This is a genomic window from Actinacidiphila rubida, from assembly GCF_900110255.1.
GTDB lineage: Bacteria > Actinomycetota > Actinomycetes > Streptomycetales > Streptomycetaceae > Actinacidiphila > Actinacidiphila rubida.
This window is the reverse complement of sequence record NZ_FODD01000065.1, coordinates 15,039-30,991: the sequence shown is the minus strand read 5'-3', so window position 1 is coordinate 30,991 and position 15,953 is coordinate 15,039. Positions and strand designations below refer to the sequence as shown.

Sequence of the window (15,953 nt, the reverse complement as noted above, 5' to 3'; positions counted from 1 at the left end):
TGCCCTTTGTTCGTGGGGTCGGGGGCGCTCCGGAAGCGTCTCCTCGGAAATGTGCATACGGGTACCTCCATCGACGCACCCGGGGGCCGCGCACATTTCGCTGCGGGGAGCACTTCCTCCCCACCCCCTCCCGCTTACCCACCGTGCGGCGGGGGACATGGACACAGCCAACGCCCTCCCGCAGACGGGGACGGGCCGGAAGGGGACGATCCGGGTGTGTCCCCGCAGAACTGTGCATCCACCCGGGCTCCCCCATGGACGAACGGTGCACGCACAGTTCGAGGAGACACTCCCGGAGTGGCCCCTGACCCCACCCACGAACGTGCACCGCCAGGGGCGCGAGGAACTGCGCGAGCAACCACCGTGAACCGTGCGACGGGCACGGCGCCCAGGGGGCAGCCCGGAAGCCGCAGGGGGCGCGCGGAACTGCGCGACCAGCCACAACGAGACCGGCAGACGGCAGCGCGCAGCCGCACCCGGCCCTATGCTGGGCCGCGGCGGAAGAGAGGACCACGGGCGTGAGCGGTGCGGACGGCCGGCGGGACCCCCGAAACCCGCGGAACGCGGACGCCTCGCGGCCCGTGCCGCGGCCGCGGATGCAGGACATCGCGGACGCGACCGGCGTCACGATCAAGACCGTCTCGCGCGCCCTGTCGGACGCGCCGAACGTCCGCCGGTCCACCCGCGAGCGCATCCTCGCCGAAGCGGAACGTCTGGGGTTCCGCCGCAACGACATCGCCGCGGGCCTGCGCAGCACCGGGCAGACGATGCGGACGCTCGGCGTCGTCCTCGGCGACCTCGCCAACCCGTTCTTCCCGCCGATGCTGCGCGGCATCCACGAAGTGGCCGCCCGGCACGGTTACTTGGTGATCACCGCGGACGCGCAGGGAGACGCCGCGGTGGAGCGCGAGTCGATCCAGGCGATCCTGTCGCAGCGCGTCGCCGGGCTGGTGATCGCCCCCACCGGCACGGACTTCGGCTATCTCGCGCAGGAGGCGCGGTTCGGCTCGGCCATCGTCTTCATCGACTCCGCACCGCTCGGGCTGACGGCGGACGCGGTCGTCACCACCAACACGGCCGGAACGCGCGGTGCCGTGGCGCACCTGATCGGCCGGGGGCACCGCCGGATCGGCTATCTCGGCCACCCGCCGCACGGGCACGGGGCGCCCAAGCGCTGGGCCGGTTACACCCTGGCGCTGCGGCAGGCGGGTCTGCCCGTCGACGACGCGCTGGTGCGGCGGGGACTGACGACCGAGGCGGAGGCGTGCCGGGCCGCCGGCGAACTGCTCGGCCTCGACGATCCGCCGACCGCGCTGTTCGCCGACAACAACCGGATGACGATGGGTGTGCTGCGGTCGCCGCTGTACGCGGTGCGCCGCCCGGAGGTCGTCGGGTTCGACCACTTCGACCTGGCGCCGCAGTTGGGGATCTCGGTGGTGGACAGCGACCCGTTCCGCGTCGGGAGCGCCGGCGCCGAACTCCTCTTCCGCCGGCTCGCGGACCGCGGCCGGCCGCCGATGCAGACGACGGTCCGCGCCAAGCTGATCGTCCACGACCGGCCGACGTTCACGGCCGTCGCGCCGTAGCGGGGACCGCGGTCTCCCGCCGGCACGCCCTGTCCCCCGGGACGCACGCAGCCGTGGTCAACGGCCCTCCGGCCGGCGGACGTCGTCCGCCATGGACGCCAGCAGGCGCAGCTTCTCGTCGGACGCGCTGCCGTGGTCGGCGTAGTAGAGGACGAGCAGCAGCCCGTCGACCGGCAACTTGTCGCGGTGGAGGCGGAGTTCGCCGACGACGGGGTGGTGGACGGTGGTGGTGCCGCCGTCGAGGCCGCGGACGTCGTGGCGGGCCCAGAGCGTGCGGAACCGCTCGCTGGACAGGGCGAGTTCGCCGACCAGCTCCACGAAGCGCGGGTTGTCGACGTCGTCGCCGACGGACTTCCTGAAGGCCGCGATGAACCCTTCGGCCGCACGCGTCCAGTCCTGCTGGAACGCCTGCTCCTCCGGGTCCAGGAGCAGGGAGCGCAGGCGGTTGAAGCCGGGCCGCAGGCGCGGCGAGAGCGCGACGGCGAGCCGGTTGGACGCCAGCACGTCGAACGCCCGGCCCTCCACGAACGCGGGGACCTGCACGCCCGCCAGCAGTTCGTGCAGCCGCGGCGGCACGCGTTCGGGCCTGCTGCGGCGCCGCCGCGGCGCGGGCCGGGACCCGGCCAGGCCGAGCAGGTACTCCTGCTCCAGCTCGTCGAGGCGCAGCACGCGAGCGAGGGCTTCGAGCACCTGCGCCGACGGGTTGCGGTCGCGCCCGCGCTCCAGTCGCAGGTAGTAGTCGGCGCTGATGCCCGCGAGCAGCGCGACCTCCTCCCGGCGCAGCCCCGGGACGCGGCGGTTGCCGCCCGCCGGGAGCCCGGCCTGCTCGGGGGTGACGAGCGCACGCCGGGCCCGCAGATAGCCGCCGAGCGGGTTGGCGTGGGTGTCGTCACTCATGGTCACCAGCGTAGGCCAGGTCCCGCGAAGGAAAGGGGGCCCTGGCAGGACCCCGGAAGACGGGGGCTCTGCCTGCGGCGCGACCGCCGATCGAGACTGAGGTCATGGACATCAGCACCCGCACCGTCTTCATCGCCGGAGCCACCTCGGGCATCGGCCTCGCCCTCGCCCGCCGCTTCGCCGCCGCCGGAAGCACCGTCGTCGTCGGCGGACGCCGCACCGACCTGCTGGCCGGGGCCGCCGCCGAGGGCTTCGCCACCGTGACCGTCGACGTCACCGACGGCGACAGCGTCGACCGGGCCCGCGACACCGTACTGCGCGACCACCCGGGCCTCGACACCGTCGTGACCATGTCCGGCGTCATGATCCCCGAGGACCTGCGCGACCCCGCCCACTTCGGCGCCGCCCGGCAGACCGTCGACACCAACCTGCTCGGCACCATCCGCGTCATCGACGCCTTCACCCCGCACCTGATCGCCCGCGGCGGCGGCACCGTCGTCACGGTCACCTCGGGCATCGCGTTCCTCCCGTTCCCGCCCATGCCGACGTACGCCGCCACCAAGGCGGCCGTGCACGCCTACTCCGAGGCCCTGCGGGCCCAGCTCGACGGCACCGGCGTCGAGGTCAGCGAACTCGTGCCGCCGGCCGTCGCCGTCACCCCCGAGCACGCGCGGGCCAACCCCCGCGCGCTCGGCCTCGACGCGTTCGCCGACGAGGTGATGGACCTGCTCGGCGCCGACCCCACCCCGCACGAGATCCTGGTCGAGGGCGTCCGGATGCACCGGTGGGCGGAGCGCGACGGCACGTACGACGAGCTGGTCGCCCAGCGCTCCCAGGCGCTCTCGATGCTCCCCGGACGCTGACCAGGACGTCAGGACGGCTTCCGCGGCACCGCGAGTTCGGCCCGCACCGTCTTGCCGATCGGCACGCCGTCGATGACCGACCAGCGCTCGGCCAGCGCCTCCACCAGCATCAGCCCCCGCCCGGACTCCGCGAGCGGATCGGGCGCCGCGCCCTGACCCGGTTCGGGCGGCCGCCGCTCGGTGCGGGTGTCCGTGACGTCGATCCGCAGCATGCGCGCGGTGAGCGTCAGCCGCAGCTCGAAGTCCCGGCCCGGCACCCGCCCGTGCGTCACGGCGTTCGACGCCAGCTCGGCGACGATCAGCCCGGCCGCCTCCGCGAGGCCCGACTGCGGCGGATGCCCCCACCGGTGCAGGTGGTAGAGCGCGAGATGGCGGGCGAGCCGGGCCCCGAGCCGCGTCGAGCTGAAACGCTGCGTGAACTCCCGTTCGATCTCGGGTAGTTGGCGAGTGGTTGACGCTGTCATGCGGCCCACTCTGGCCTGCGGCGATGCCCCCATCCAGGGTCCCACCGCGTACGCTGCGGCAGCGTACGCGCACCATCCGTAGACGGTACGAGTCACCGTCTGTGAGCATGTCCCTGTTTTGCAGTGATCGGCGGGGCACGCGCACGCGGGAGGTGGCCGGGACATGGCCGGGACAGCGGAGAACACGGAAGGGCCGGCGGTCGGCACCGGCGGCGAGCCCGAATCGTCCGACAGTCTGCGGACGTTCGGGGCGTTCCTGCAAGCCCTGCGGGAGCACGCGGGGTACTCCCGCGAGGAGTTCGGCTCGATCGTGCGCTTCTCGAAGCACACGGTGGCGTCGGTCGAGCAGGGCCGACGGATCCCCGACGCGGAGTTCGTCGAGCGCGCGGAGGCCGCCCTGGGCAACACGGGCGCGTTACGCCGCGCTGTACGCCACATCGCCCGGCGGCCGGGCCTGGCCAGTTGGTTCCGCCATTGGGCACGGTTGGAGACGACCGCGATCACGCTGGAGACCTACGAGTGCCGGGTCGTCCCGGGCCTGTTGCAGACGGAGGCGTACGCGCGCGAAGTCTCGCTCAGCGTGCCTCCGATCCCGGACGCGGCGGAGCTCGAAGCTCGCGTCGGCGCACGACTGGATCGGCAAACGCTGCTGTCGACCGAGCGCCACCCGCCGAGCGCGTTCAGCTTCATCGTGGAAGAGGCAGTGCTGGTACGCCACACCGGCGGCGAGGAGATCACGCGCGAACTTCTCGACCATCTCCTCGGCGTGAAGCGGCGACACTGGAATGTGGAGATCCAGATCATGCCTCTCCGGCAGCCCAACCACCCTGGCCTTGACGGGCCGTTGCAGCTTCTGGAGACCCCCACGCATCGGTGGTTCGGCTACTCGGAAGGCCAGGAGAACGGGCGGTTGATCTCCGACCCGAAATCGATCAGCATCCTCCAACAGCGGTATGCCAAACTGCGCTCGCAGGCTCTCACCCCCGCGGATTCCCGGGACCTGCTGGAGCGATTGCGAGGAGCGCTATGACCACGGCCACACTCTCCTGGTTCAAGAGCAGCTACAGCAGCGGTAGCCAGGGCGACTGCATCGAGGTCGCCGTCGACTGGCACAAGTCCTCCTACAGCAGCGGAAGTTCCGGCGACTGCGTCGAGGTCGCGGCCTGCCCCGGGACCGTCCACGTCCGGGACTCCAAGGACAAGACCGGACCCCAGCTCGCGTTCACCCCCGCGGAGTGGTCGCACTTCGTGGCGTTCGCGCGGGCCGCGTCAGAGCTGGGCTAGCCACGGGAGCAGCGTCGCGGCCGAGGCGACGTCCGCGGTGAGGGGGCGGTCCTCGCCGCCCTCCGGCAGGTCCGCGTCGAGGACGGCGAGGACCGGGGCGGTGGGCGCGAGCGACCGTACTCCGGGGCTCTGCTGGCGCAACGCCCGTACCGCCGCGACGAGTTCGGACGCGAGGACGAGCCGGTAGGCGTCGACCGCGCGGAGCGCCTGGCGTGCGCCCTGGGAGGCGAAGCTCGCGGCCTCCTCCAGGCCGCGGGACAGCACCGCGTGGCCCGCGGACGCGGGGGTCGCGGTCGCCCGCAGCTCCGCGAGGGCCGCGTTGGAGCTGTACTCCAGGATCATCACGCCCGAGCTGGCCGACGCGCCTTCCGCGAGGAAGGGGCGCAGGCCGGTGAGGTCGGGGTCGCCGAAGGAGGACAGGCGGGCGGCGGAGAGCTGTGCGGACTGGAGGAGCGCCAGGCAGAGGCGGTCCAGGGACAGGCCGAGCGGCGCGGCGAAGAAGCCGCCGTGGTGGTAGGCGGCGGGACCGCCGTCGGGGCCGCCGTCCTCGGTGATCAGCGGGTTCTCCGACGGGGAGTTGAGCTCGACGGCGAGCACCCGGCGCAGTTCGGCGGCCGCTTCGAGGGCCGGGCCGTGGGCCTGCGGGAAGGCCCGGAAGCCGTAGGGGTCCTGGATGCGCAGGCCGGTGGCCAGCGGCCGGTCGGGCACGCCGAGCAGGCGGCGTACCTCGGTGGCGGCGCGTACGGCCCCGGGGTAGGGGCGCAGGGCGTGGACGGGTGCCGCGTACGCCTCCAGGGAGCCGGAGACCGCGGCCAGCGACAGTGCGGCGACGGCGTGGCCGGCCCGCAGCAGGATCTCGACGTCGTGGCAGACGAGCGCGGCCTGCGCGAGGGTGAGGGCGCTGCTGCTCATCAGCGCGAGCGCGTCGCCGAGTTCGAGGACGACGGGCGCGGGCACGGTGGTGGGGAGGGTGAGGGTCGCGTCGGTCTCGCCGGGTGCCAGGTCGCCGCTGAGCCAGGGGCGTTCGCCGATGAGGGTCAGGCCGGTCTGCGCGAGGGCGGTCAGGTCGCCGGTGCCCACCGAGCCGTACTCGTTGACCGCGGGGTGCACGCCGAGCCGCAGCGCCTCCACCATCGCCTGGACGACGGCGGGTTGGAGTCCCGAGCCGCCGGCGAGCACCTGGTTGGCGCGGATCGCGAGCATGGCCCGTATCTGGCGGGCGGGCAGCAGGGTGCCGATGCCGCCGGCGTGGCTGCGCAGCAGCCGCAGGTCCTGGCCGCCCTGGTCCTCGGCGGCGACGAACACCATGCGGTTGGCGCCGACGCCGGTGTGCCGCCCGTACAGCCGCCCGGAGGTGGCGAGTTCACGGGCGATGTGCCAGGAGCGGTCGGCGCGGGCGAGGGCGTGGGGCGGGATCGCGGGTTCCGCGTCGCGGCCGGCGAGGGCGGCGACCGCGTCGGGATCGAGCGTCGTCCCGTCGAGCACCACGACGGCGCCCTCCCCGGGGGAGGGCACCGTCGTGGGGTGGGACGAGGGATCCACGTCAGGCCAGGCCGGCCGACTTCAGCCACGCCTGCGCGACGGCCAGCGGGTCCTTCTTGTCGTTCTGCACCTGGGCGTTCAGGTCGAGCAGCGCCTGGGTGGTGAGCTTCGCGGACACCGCGTTGAGGGCGTCGACACCGTTCTGCGGGAGGCCGGTCTTGGAGACCAGCGGCACCACGTTCTCGAAACCGAAGAGGTTCTTCGGGTCCTTGAGCGTGACCATCTTCTCCTGCGCGATGGTGGTGTCGGTGCTGAAGATGTCCGCGGCCTGGACGTTGTTGTTCTTCAGCGCGGCCTCGGTGAGCGGGCCGCCGACGTCGAGCGCCTTGTACGACTTGGGCGTCAGGCCGTACACGGACTTCAGGCCGAGCAGGCCCTGCTGCCGCTTCTGGAACTCGGGGGATCCGCCGAAGGTGATCTCGTTGCCGTACTTGGCGAGGTCGGCGATCGTCGAGTCGGCGGTCAGGTGGTACTTCGCGGCGGTGGCCGCGTTGACCGTGACGGAGTCCTTGTCCTCGGCGGGCGCCGGGTCGAGCAGCGTCAGCTTCGGGTCGAGCTTGGCGGCGATCGCCGAGGCGGTGGCGTCGGCGGTCGTGGGCGTGGCCTTGGGGTCCAGGTAGGCCAGCAGCGCGCCGTTGTACTCGGGCAGCACCGTCACGGAGCCGTTCTTCAGCATCCCGTACGTGGTCTCGCGGGTGCCGATGTTGGGCTTGTAGGTGATGTTCACACCCTTGGCCTTGAGGGCCTCGCCGTAGATGTCGCCGATGAGGATCGACTCGGGGAAGTTGTTGGAACCGACGACGACGGTGCCCGCCTTGGGCTTCGACGCGGCCAGCGGGTCCTTGGAGCCGGAGGAGGAGGAACAGCTCGCCAGCAGGGGAGCTGCGGTGACCGCGGCGATCGCGACCGCTGCCAGTCGGATGTTCCTCGGGCTGGACCAGGTGTTCTTCACGTGGGAGTTCACGATTACCGCTTCCGGACGAAATGGGCTTCGGACATGGAGCCTGTGTTCGGGCACTGCCTGCGGCTACCCCGAAATCCAGCCATGGGGTCCCGGGGCAGTCAAGCGAATAAGGTCACCGAACGGGAGGGGATCCGCAACGGATCGGCCGCCGCGGGCGCGGGACCGCCGGCGGACGGCCCTCGACCGGCGTTCGGCGGGCCGCCGTTGACCGGACGGCCGCCGTTGGGGGCGGGTTCACCGGCCGCGCCGCACGCCGGGCGAGACCACGAGCCGGCCGACGAGCCAGAACACCCCGATCGTCGCGAGCGCGAGCCCGGCGACCAGGACGGCTCCGCCGACCACGTCGGAGTAGGTGTGCGAGGCCAGGCCGTCGATGATGTAGCGGCCGAAGCCGCCGAGGCTGATGTAGGCGGCGATGGTGGCCGTCGAGACGACCTGGATCGCCGCGGAGCGCAGCCCGCCGAGGATCAGCGGCAGCGCGACCGGGAGTTCGACCTGGAAGAGCACGCTCGGCGAGGTCATCCCCATGCCGCGGGCCGCGTCGACGGGCGCCGGGTCCACACTGCGGATCGCCTCGTGCGTGGTGACGAGGATGGGCGCGACGGCCAGCGCGACCAGCGGGATCATCGCGGGCGTGGTGCCGAGCTGGCCCAGCCAGATGGTCATCAGCACCAGCAGGCCGAAGCTGGGCAGGGCGCGGGCGCCGGTGGCGAACGCGGAGAGCGCGTAGCCGCCGCGGCCGGTGTGGCCGGTGAACAGGCCGATGGGCAGGCCGATCGCGGCGGCGATGGCGAGCGCGACGGCGCTGTACTGGATGTGCTCCAGGAGCCGGTGCGGGATGCCGTTCGCGCCGTGCCAGTTGGCACCGTCGGAGAAGAACGTGTTCAGGAAGTTCAGGATGTTCATCGGACGGCGTCCTCCAGAGCGGCGGGGACGGCGTCCGTGACGGCGTCGCGGGGAGCGGCGGGCTCGTCGACGGCGGCGGCGCGGGCGGCGCGGCGTGCCGCCCTCCGGCCGTGCGGCTGCCACGGCGTGAGCAGCACCTGCGCCAGCACCAGCAGTCCGTCGACGACGATCGCCAGCACGGCCGTGGTGACGACGGAGGTGATGATCAGCGGATCGCGGTGGTAGATCTGCCCGTCGTGCAGCAGGTTGCCGAGCGCGCCCTCGTTGCCGATGATCGCGCCGACGCTGACGAGGCTGATGCTGGACACCGCGGCGAGCCGCAGTCCGGCCATGATCGCCGGTACCGCGATGGGCAGTTCCACCTGCACGAACCGGCGAAGCGAGCCGAAGCCCATGGCGGTCGCGGCGGCCACCGTGTCGGGTGACACCGCCCGCGTCCCCTCCACGATGGCCGGCACCAGCAGCACCAGGCTGTAGACGGTCAGGGGGATCATGACGGTGGTGGTCGAGTCCCCGGTGTAGTCGAGGAGGACGACGAAGAACGCCAGCGACGGAATCGCGTAGAGGACGGTGGTGACCCACAGCACCGGTGCGTAGAACCAGCTGAAGCGCGAGCAGACCAGAGCCAGCGGCAGGGCGATGAGCAGGCCGAACAGCACCGGCAGCAGCGCCTCCTGCAAGTGCAGGCCGATCAGCCCGACATAGGAGTGCTGCAGGTCGCTCGGCATGTCGAAGTACTGGTTCATCGGGCCGCCTTCACCGGCGCGTCCGCGTCGCCGTCGGGGGCGTCGGGCGCGGGCCCGTCCGTCGCGGGGGCCTGCGCGGGGCCGGCGGCCGAGGTGTCCGCGGCGTCGGGGGCGTCCGCGTCCGGCTCCGCGGGCTTGGTCGCGCGTCCGGCGTGCGCGCCGCGGATCGCGGTGGCGATGGTCTCCTGCGAGGTGACGCCGACGACCTTGCCGGTGCCGTCGACCGCGACGGCCCAGCCGGTCGGGGAGAGCACCGCGCAGTCCAGCGCGTCGCGCAGCGAGTCCTGGCCGAGGACGAACGGCCGCCCGTGCGGCAGCAGGTCCGCGGTGCTCGCGCCGTCCTCCGTGCTCGCGCCGTCCCCGGCGTCCGTGCGCGGCGCCAGGTCCTCGGCCTTCGCCCAGCCGAGCGGCTTGCCGTCGGCGTCGGTGACCAGCAGGTAGGGCAGTTCCGGCAGCGTCCGCTCGGCGATCTGCGCGGCGTCCGCGTCCGCGGTGACGATCGGCGTCGCCGTCACGTCGAGTCCGGCGGAGGTGAAGAAGGAGAGGCGGCGGATACCGCGGTCGGTCCCGAGGAAGTCCTCCACGAACGCGTCCGCGGGCGCGGACAGCAGCTCGTCCGGCGGGGCGTACTGCGCGAGGTGGCCGCCGGTGCGCATCACGGCGATCATGTTGCCGAGCTTGATGGCCTCGTCGATGTCGTGCGTGACGAACACGATGGTCTTGCCCAGCTCAGACTGGATGCGCAGCAGTTCCGCCTGCAGGCCCTTGCGGACGATCGGGTCGACCGCGGAGAACGGCTCGTCCATCAGCAGCACCGGCGGGTCCGCGGCCAGCGCCCGCGCCACGCCGACGCGCTGCTGCTGGCCGCCGGAGAGCTGGTACGGGTAGCGCTTGGCGAGCGTCGCGTCGAGGCCCACCCGGTCCATCAGTTCGCGGGCGCGCTCGCGGGCCCGCCCGCGGTCCCAGCCGAGCATCCGCGGCACGGTCGCGATGTTGTCGACGATCGTGCGGTGCTGGAAGAGGCCGGCGTTCTGGATGACGTAGCCCATCGACCGGCGCAGCGCGGTGACCGGCTGCTGCGCGAGGTCCTGCCCGTCGAGGAGGATGCGGCCGCCGCTGGGCTCGATCATCCGGTTGATCATGCGGAGCGTGGTGGTCTTGCCGCATCCTGACGGGCCCACGAGAACGGTGATCGACCCGTCGGGGATGTCCAGGGTGAGGTCGTCGACCGCCACGGTGCCGTCGGCGTACCGCTTGGTGACTGACTCGATGCGTATCAACGTGCTTCCCCTTCGGGGCTGGACAGGTCGTCCCGCGGGAGCCTATCCCGCAGGTATGTCAAGGCGTGCAGAACCGGATGCCCCGCCACGCTGTGTTCACACCTGCGCAACACCTCTCGTGACCCGGATCACCAGCAGCGATCCCCGTCCGCCCGCGCGGCCCGCCCTCCCCCGCCCCCACCTGCGGCTACGCCCGGTGACGGCGCTCGGGCGCCCCGGGGACCCGGGTCGGACGCGTGCGGAGAGTGAGGAGAGGATGGGGCCGATCGGAACACGCGGAGGTGGTCATGGGGACGGCGGACGGACGCGGCGCGACGGCACTGGTCGTGCAGAACACGCCGAACGGCGGGCTGGGACGCTGGGAGGGGTGGCTGGCGGAGGGCGGTCTCGCGGCGGACGTGGTCGCGGCCCACGAGGGTGCGGCCCTGCCCGCGGACCTGGACGGCCACGCGGCCCTCATCGTGCTCGGCGGCGGTTACCTGCCCGACGACGACGTGCGCGCTCCCTGGCTCGCGGCGACCCGCGCGCTGGTGGGCGAGGCGCTGGCCACCGGCACGCCCGTGTTCGGGATCTGCCTCGGCGGGCAGATGCTCGCGCAGGTCGCGGGCGGCGCGGTCAAGGGCAGCCACGGAGCACCCGAGTTCGGCAGCACCGCGCTGCGCCTGCGGGACGCGGCCGCCGGGGACCCGCTGTTCGCGGGGCTGCCCGGGACGCCGACGGCGATCGAGAACCATGTCGACCGCATCACCGAACTGCCGCCCGGCGCGCACTGGCTGGTGGAGTCCGAGGCCTGCCCGTACCAGGCGTTCCGCCTGGACTCCGCGCCCGCGTGGGGTGTCCAGTTCCACCCGGAGACCACCGCGGAGCGCATCAGGCACTGGGACCCGGAACGCCTGGCCCCGCACGGCGTCGACCGCGACGACCTGCACCGCGCGGCCACCGAGAACGAGCCGGCCGCCGCACAGGTCTGGCACACCGTCGCCCTGCGCTTCGCCGCGCACGCGGTCGGGACGGCGGCCGCGCGCTGACTACTCCTTCGGCTCGGGCGGCGGCGCGTCCGGGCCGGAGGGCTGCCTGCCGAAGTTCTCGTCGGCCATCAGGTCCGTCTCCTCGGCCCAGCGGGCCCACTCCGCCAGCGCCTCGTTGACGCGGATCGCCGCCTCGACGGCGATGCGCTGCGCGCGCGTGCGGCGGCTCGTGCCCCACTCGCCGCGGTCCTTGGCGCCGGCGAACGACCGCAGCGTCTGCGCGTACGCGGCGAACTGCTGCTGCTCCTCGGCGAGGCGCCGCTTGAGGTCCTCGGGTTCCATCAGCCAGAAGAAGAAGGAGCGCAGCAGCGGCTCCATCCGGAAGCTGTAGTCGATCTCGTCCTCGGCCAGCCAGCGCTTGACCTCGGCCAGGCCCGCGTCGGTGATGCGGTACGCGGTGCGGCGGCGCGGGCCGTGGCTGTCGACCTCGATCAGGCCGGCGCTCGCCAGCCGGGACAGCTCCGAGTAGATCTGCGGATGCTGCGCGGGCCACAGCGAGTTGAGGCCCTCCTGGAACCGGCGCGCCAAGTCGTAGCCGCTGGCCGGGCCTTCGGCGAGCAGGCCCAGCAGTCCATGGCGCAGCGACATCGGCGTCCTCCTCGCGTTCCGGTCCCTCATGCTCGCACACTCACGGTCACCCTGTTCCTTGACATGTAGAGCCGTACATGTGCAAGACTTCATGTACAGACGCACATGTCGCGTGGGACAGCCGGTAGACCGGCCGCCCCGGCCGTGCGTCGGCAACCCATCGGTCACCACCCGTCGATCACGAGGTCGAGGCGATTTCCCATGGCGAACACCCCTTCCACACCTCCCGGGCACGGCCCCGTCCCCCGTTCCGTCCTGCTGACCGGCGCGTCCGGCGGCGTCGGCACGGTGGCCGCCCGCGCCCTCGCCGACCACGGCTTCCGCGTCTTCGCGGGCGTGCGGGACCCCGGCGCGTACCGTCCCCCGTCCCCGCAGGTCGTCCCCGTCGCCCTGGACGTCACCGACCCCGACGCCGTCGCCACCGCCGCCGCGACCGTGGCCGAGCGGACCGGCGGCGCGCTGTACGCGGTGGTGAACAACGCGGGCGTCCTCGTGCAGGGACCGCTGGAGCTCGTACCCGCGGCCGAGTTGCACCGGCAGTTCGCGGTCAACGTGTACGGGCCCGCACTCGTCACCCAGGCGTTCCTGCCGCTGCTGCGGCGCGGCCACGGCCGGCTGGTCAACGTCAGCGCGCCGACCGCCCGGGTCCCCGCGCCCTTCTTCGGTCCCATCGGCGCGAGCAAGGCCGCGCTCCAGGCGATGTCGCACGCCCTGCGCGTCGAACTCGCCCACTGGGGCATCCCGGTGGTGATCCTGGAGCCCGGTGCGATGCGCACGGAGATCTTCCGCCGCGCCGCCGAAGCGCAGGAGCAGGCCGCCTCATCCCTGAGCGAGGGCCAAACCGAGCTGTACGCGGCCCAGTTGGCGGCGATCGGCACGGCGGCGGCCGCGATGAAGGCGGCGCCGCCGGACATCATGGCCGCCGCCATCCTGCGCTCGCTCACCGCGGCCCGTCCCAGGGCCCGCTATACCGTGGGGCCCGACACCCGGCTGATCGGGCTGCTGTCCCGGCTGCCGCTCCGCACGCAGGACCGGCTGATCAGCGGCGTGCTGGGGCTCGACAAGGTCGCACCGGCACAGGGGAGCGCGAAGTGACGGATCACCACACCGAGCAGCGGACGGCACTGGTGACGGGGGCGACCTCCGGGCTGGGGCGGGCCGTCGCCGCGGCCCTGGCCGGCCAGGGCCTGCGGGTCCTGGTGCACGGCCGGGACCGCGCACGGACCGAGGCACTCGCGGCCGAACTCCCCGGCGCGCGGCCCCTGGTGGCCGACCTCGGGCGGCTCGCGGACGTGCGGGACCTGGCCGGCCGGATCCGGGAGACACAGCCGGCGCTGCACGTCCTCGTCAACAACGCGGGTGTCGGCGCGGGCGCGCCCCCGCAGCTGGATCGCGAACTCAGCCCGGACGGGCATGAGTTGCGGTTCGCGGTGAACTACCTGGCGCCGGTCCTGCTCACCCGGCTGCTGCTGCCCCTGCTCGCCGCGTCGGCACCGGCGCGCGTCGTCAACGTCGGATCGGCCGGGCAGTCGCCGATCGATCCGCGCGACCTGGAGTTCACCCGCGGCTACGACGGCATGCAGGCGTACACGCGGAGCAAGTTCGCGCTGGCCGCGTTCACCGTGGACCTCGCGGCGGAGCCCGAGGCGGCCGGCGTGCACGTCAACTGCCTCCACCCGGCGACGTTCATGGCCACGTCGATGGTGACGGAGGCCGGGATCAGCCCGATGAACCCGGTCGAGGCGGGCGTCGAGCCGGTCATGTCCCTCGCGACCGGCCGCACCGGGGGCACGGTCACCGGCCGCTACTTCAACGGCACGCAGGTGTCGTCGCCGCACCCCGGTGTCGGCGACGCCGCGGCGCGGGCGGCGCTCGCCGCCGCGACGGCACCGCTGCTGGCGCCTTATCTCTGAGAGCAGGCGCTGAGCGGCGGGGCCACGCCCGGGGCCCCGGGCCGGGGCCGCCGGGGCGGGCCCTTCGCCTGCGGGCGGAAAAGGGTTTGCGCGCGCCGTCCGCCGGTGGCTAGCGTCGCCTCGCCGCGACAGGGCGGCCCCATCGACGAAGGGGAGGTGTGCGGCAGATGCGCACGAGTGCCGAGCTGACGAACCCGCATCCGACGTTCGCCCCCTCACGATGGAGCTCATCCTGTCCACTCACCTCACCTCACTGATCGACCCCGAGCAGGGTCCGGCCGGTCACCGTCTCGCGTGGCTGGCCTCCGATGCCGACGGAAACCCCGTCGGCTCGGCGTTCCTGCGGATGCCCGGCGCGGCCGGGAAGCGCCACTACGCCGAGCTCGACCTGCACGTCCACCCGGCCGAGCGCCGGCGCGGCACCGGCACGCGACTGCTGGACGCGGCGGCGCGCGCCGCCCGTGAGGACGGCCGCCGCGCCCTCACCGCGGAGGCCGAACCCGGCTCCCCCGGCGCGCTGTTCCTCCGTGCCGGCGGCTTCGCCGAAACCCTGACACTGATCTTCGCGCGGCTCGACCTGGCCGCCGCGGACGTCCCGGCGATCACCGCGGCGGCCGGCCGCCCGCATCCCGGCTACCGGCTGTTCCACTGGGACGGCACCGTGCCGGACGACCTCGCCGAAACCTTCGCGCTCTCCCGCCGGGCCATGGACGACACGCCGATGGGCAGCACCGACTACGGCACGGAGGAGTGGGACGTGGCTCGCGTCCGCGCCGTCGCCGAGGTCGTCGCCCGGCGCGGCGACCTGCTGCACACGGTCGTCGCCCTCGCCGAAGCGGACGGCTCGGTCGCCGGGTTCACGGAACTGGTCGTCTCCGGCGACGGCACGGGCGACGGGCAGCACTACGGCACCGGCGTGCTGCCCGAGCACCGCGGGCGGGGCCTCGGCCGGTGGATGAAGGCGGCCACGATCCTGCACGCCCGCACACGCCACCCGGACCTCGCGGGCCTGCTGACCGACACCGCCGACGACAACCTGCCGATGCGCGCGATCAGCGACGCACTCGGATACACGCCGACCCACCAGGTCGTCCACCACCGGCTCGACCTCGCATCGCGCTAACGGTCCCGGGGACCCGGTGGGCTGCCGCGCCGCGGTGGCCCGCCGGGTCCCGGGGGTCCCGGCCCGAGCCGGACCGGGGTCGCGGCGCTCCGGGCCGGCCCGCTCACACGCGGAGGCCGTCCCCCCGTCGCCGCTCAGCGGGTCGCCCGGCCGGCCCGCCCGGGACGTGCGCCCAGGACACTCGCCCAGGACACCAAGGGCTTACCTTGGGCCCATGGGCAACGCGCTGTCACGAGTCGAACTGCACCCGCTCACCCTCTCCGACGAGGCCGAGTTCTGCGCCCTCGTGCGGGCCAGCGCCGAGCTGCACCTGCCGTGGATGCGGCTGCCCGCGACCGCGGAGGCCTTCCAGACCTGGATGCACCGCTTCGACGCCGGCACCAACCTGGGCTACCTCATCCGCGTGCGGGAGACCGGTGAGGCCGCCGGCACGGTCAACATCAACTCGGTGATCCGCGGCCGCTACCAGGGCGCGTCCCTCGGCTACGCGGCCTTCGCCCCGTCCGCGGGCCGGGGCTACATGACCGAGGGACTCGCCCTCGTCATCCAGCACGCCTTCACCGGCCTGCGGCTCCACCGCCTCGAGGCCAGCATCCGGTCCGCGAACACGGCGTCCCTGGCCGTGGTCCAGCGCCTCGGCTTCACCTACGAAGGGGTGTCGCCCGCCTACCTCTACATCGACGGCGCCTGGCGCGACCACGAACGCTGGGCCCTCACCGCCCCCACCCCCTGGACCCCCGACCCGTCCCTCCCCGCGGTCTGAACCGCC

Annotated in this window: 17 protein-coding genes; 9 read left to right on the top strand and 8 right to left on the bottom strand. The window is 73.3% G+C overall.

The window, feature by feature from the left end:
* The first annotated feature begins 518 nt into the window (after positions 1-518).
* On the top strand, positions 519-1,586 hold the full coding sequence (locus tag BMW99_RS36530; RefSeq protein WP_079138600.1) for a LacI family DNA-binding transcriptional regulator: 1,068 nt from the start codon (positions 519-521) through the stop codon (positions 1,584-1,586).
* A gap of 57 nt (positions 1,587-1,643) precedes the next feature.
* Here BMW99_RS36530 and BMW99_RS36525 read toward each other — a convergent pair whose 3' ends face one another.
* Positions 1,644-2,483, bottom strand: coding sequence for a helix-turn-helix domain-containing protein (locus tag BMW99_RS36525; RefSeq protein WP_069464644.1), 840 nt, complete (start codon positions 2,481-2,483; stop codon positions 1,644-1,646).
* A gap of 104 nt (positions 2,484-2,587) precedes the next feature.
* On the opposite strand from BMW99_RS36525, the gene BMW99_RS36520 reads away from it, so the two are divergent.
* The gene (locus BMW99_RS36520; RefSeq protein ID WP_069464645.1) at positions 2,588-3,346 is read left to right on the top strand and encodes an SDR family oxidoreductase; all 759 of its coding nucleotides are present in this window, start codon (positions 2,588-2,590) and stop codon (positions 3,344-3,346) included.
* Between the two features lie 8 nt (positions 3,347-3,354).
* Here BMW99_RS36520 and BMW99_RS36515 read toward each other — a convergent pair whose 3' ends face one another.
* Positions 3,355-3,810 (bottom strand): ATP-binding protein, encoded by a 456-nt coding sequence (locus BMW99_RS36515; RefSeq protein WP_176735549.1) that lies wholly within the window; start codon positions 3,808-3,810, stop codon positions 3,355-3,357.
* A 163-nt stretch (positions 3,811-3,973) separates the two neighbouring features.
* Here BMW99_RS36515 and BMW99_RS36510 point away from each other — a divergent pair, with 163 nt between their 5' ends.
* Together BMW99_RS36510 and BMW99_RS36505 are read left to right on the top strand one after the other, a co-directional pair.
* Positions 3,974-4,840 (top strand): helix-turn-helix domain-containing protein, encoded by an 867-nt coding sequence (locus BMW99_RS36510; RefSeq protein WP_069464647.1) that lies wholly within the window; start codon positions 3,974-3,976, stop codon positions 4,838-4,840.
* The gene (locus BMW99_RS36505; protein ID WP_069464648.1) at positions 4,837-5,094 is read left to right on the top strand and encodes a DUF397 domain-containing protein; all 258 of its coding nucleotides are present in this window, start codon (positions 4,837-4,839) and stop codon (positions 5,092-5,094) included. The genes BMW99_RS36510 and BMW99_RS36505 overlap by 4 nt, the downstream gene beginning before the upstream one ends.
* Here the strand turns inward: BMW99_RS36505 and BMW99_RS36500 are convergent.
* From BMW99_RS36500 to BMW99_RS36480, 5 genes are all read right to left on the bottom strand, one after another.
* Positions 5,080-6,609 carry an aromatic amino acid ammonia-lyase gene (locus tag BMW99_RS36500; RefSeq protein WP_075018295.1) on the bottom strand — a complete coding sequence of 510 codons (1,530 nt, stop codon included), beginning with the start codon at positions 6,607-6,609 and terminating at the stop codon, positions 5,080-5,082. The two genes, BMW99_RS36505 and BMW99_RS36500, sit on opposite strands and share 15 nt — an antisense overlap.
* 28 nt (positions 6,610-6,637) lie before the next feature.
* Positions 6,638-7,600, bottom strand: coding sequence for an ABC transporter substrate-binding protein (locus tag BMW99_RS36495; RefSeq protein WP_069466952.1), 963 nt, complete (start codon positions 7,598-7,600; stop codon positions 6,638-6,640).
* A 234-nt stretch (positions 7,601-7,834) separates the two neighbouring features.
* Positions 7,835-8,506 carry an ABC transporter permease gene (locus BMW99_RS36490; protein WP_069466951.1) on the bottom strand — a complete coding sequence of 224 codons (672 nt, stop codon included), beginning with the start codon at positions 8,504-8,506 and terminating at the stop codon, positions 7,835-7,837.
* Entirely contained in the window at positions 8,503-9,252 is a 750-nt protein-coding gene (locus tag BMW99_RS36485) for an ABC transporter permease (RefSeq protein ID WP_069466950.1), read from the bottom strand. The genes BMW99_RS36490 and BMW99_RS36485 overlap by 4 nt, the downstream gene beginning before the upstream one ends.
* Positions 9,249-10,532 carry an ABC transporter ATP-binding protein gene (locus BMW99_RS36480; protein WP_079176307.1) on the bottom strand — a complete coding sequence of 428 codons (1,284 nt, stop codon included), beginning with the start codon at positions 10,530-10,532 and terminating at the stop codon, positions 9,249-9,251. Before BMW99_RS36480 ends, BMW99_RS36485 begins: the two co-directional genes overlap by 4 nt.
* A 287-nt stretch (positions 10,533-10,819) precedes the next feature.
* Here BMW99_RS36480 and BMW99_RS36475 point away from each other — a divergent pair, with 287 nt between their 5' ends.
* Positions 10,820-11,560 (top strand): type 1 glutamine amidotransferase, encoded by a 741-nt coding sequence (locus BMW99_RS36475; protein WP_075018294.1) that lies wholly within the window; start codon positions 10,820-10,822, stop codon positions 11,558-11,560.
* Here the strand turns inward: BMW99_RS36475 and BMW99_RS36470 are convergent, their stop codons facing one another.
* Positions 11,561-12,148 carry a PadR family transcriptional regulator gene (locus BMW99_RS36470; RefSeq protein ID WP_069467502.1) on the bottom strand — a complete coding sequence of 196 codons (588 nt, stop codon included), beginning with the start codon at positions 12,146-12,148 and terminating at the stop codon, positions 11,561-11,563. It abuts the gene before it with no gap.
* 201 nt (positions 12,149-12,349) lie between these two features.
* On the opposite strand from BMW99_RS36470, the gene BMW99_RS36465 reads away from it, so the two are divergent.
* The 4 genes from BMW99_RS36465 to BMW99_RS36450 all read left to right on the top strand — a co-directional run bounded on the left by BMW99_RS36465 (position 12,350) and on the right by BMW99_RS36450 (position 15,947).
* Positions 12,350-13,243 (top strand): SDR family NAD(P)-dependent oxidoreductase, encoded by an 894-nt coding sequence (locus BMW99_RS36465; protein ID WP_069467503.1) that lies wholly within the window; start codon positions 12,350-12,352, stop codon positions 13,241-13,243.
* Complete coding sequence (locus tag BMW99_RS36460) at positions 13,240-14,061, top strand: SDR family NAD(P)-dependent oxidoreductase (RefSeq protein WP_069467504.1); 822 nt, start codon at positions 13,240-13,242, stop codon at positions 14,059-14,061. Before BMW99_RS36465 ends, BMW99_RS36460 begins: the two co-directional genes overlap by 4 nt.
* Before the next feature lie 232 nt (positions 14,062-14,293).
* Positions 14,294-15,184, top strand: coding sequence for a GNAT family N-acetyltransferase (locus tag BMW99_RS36455; RefSeq protein WP_069466817.1), 891 nt, complete (start codon positions 14,294-14,296; stop codon positions 15,182-15,184).
* A gap of 214 nt (positions 15,185-15,398) precedes the next feature.
* Positions 15,399-15,947, top strand: coding sequence for a GNAT family N-acetyltransferase (locus BMW99_RS36450; RefSeq protein ID WP_075018293.1), 549 nt, complete (start codon positions 15,399-15,401; stop codon positions 15,945-15,947).
* The last annotated feature ends 6 nt before the right edge of the window (positions 15,948-15,953 follow it).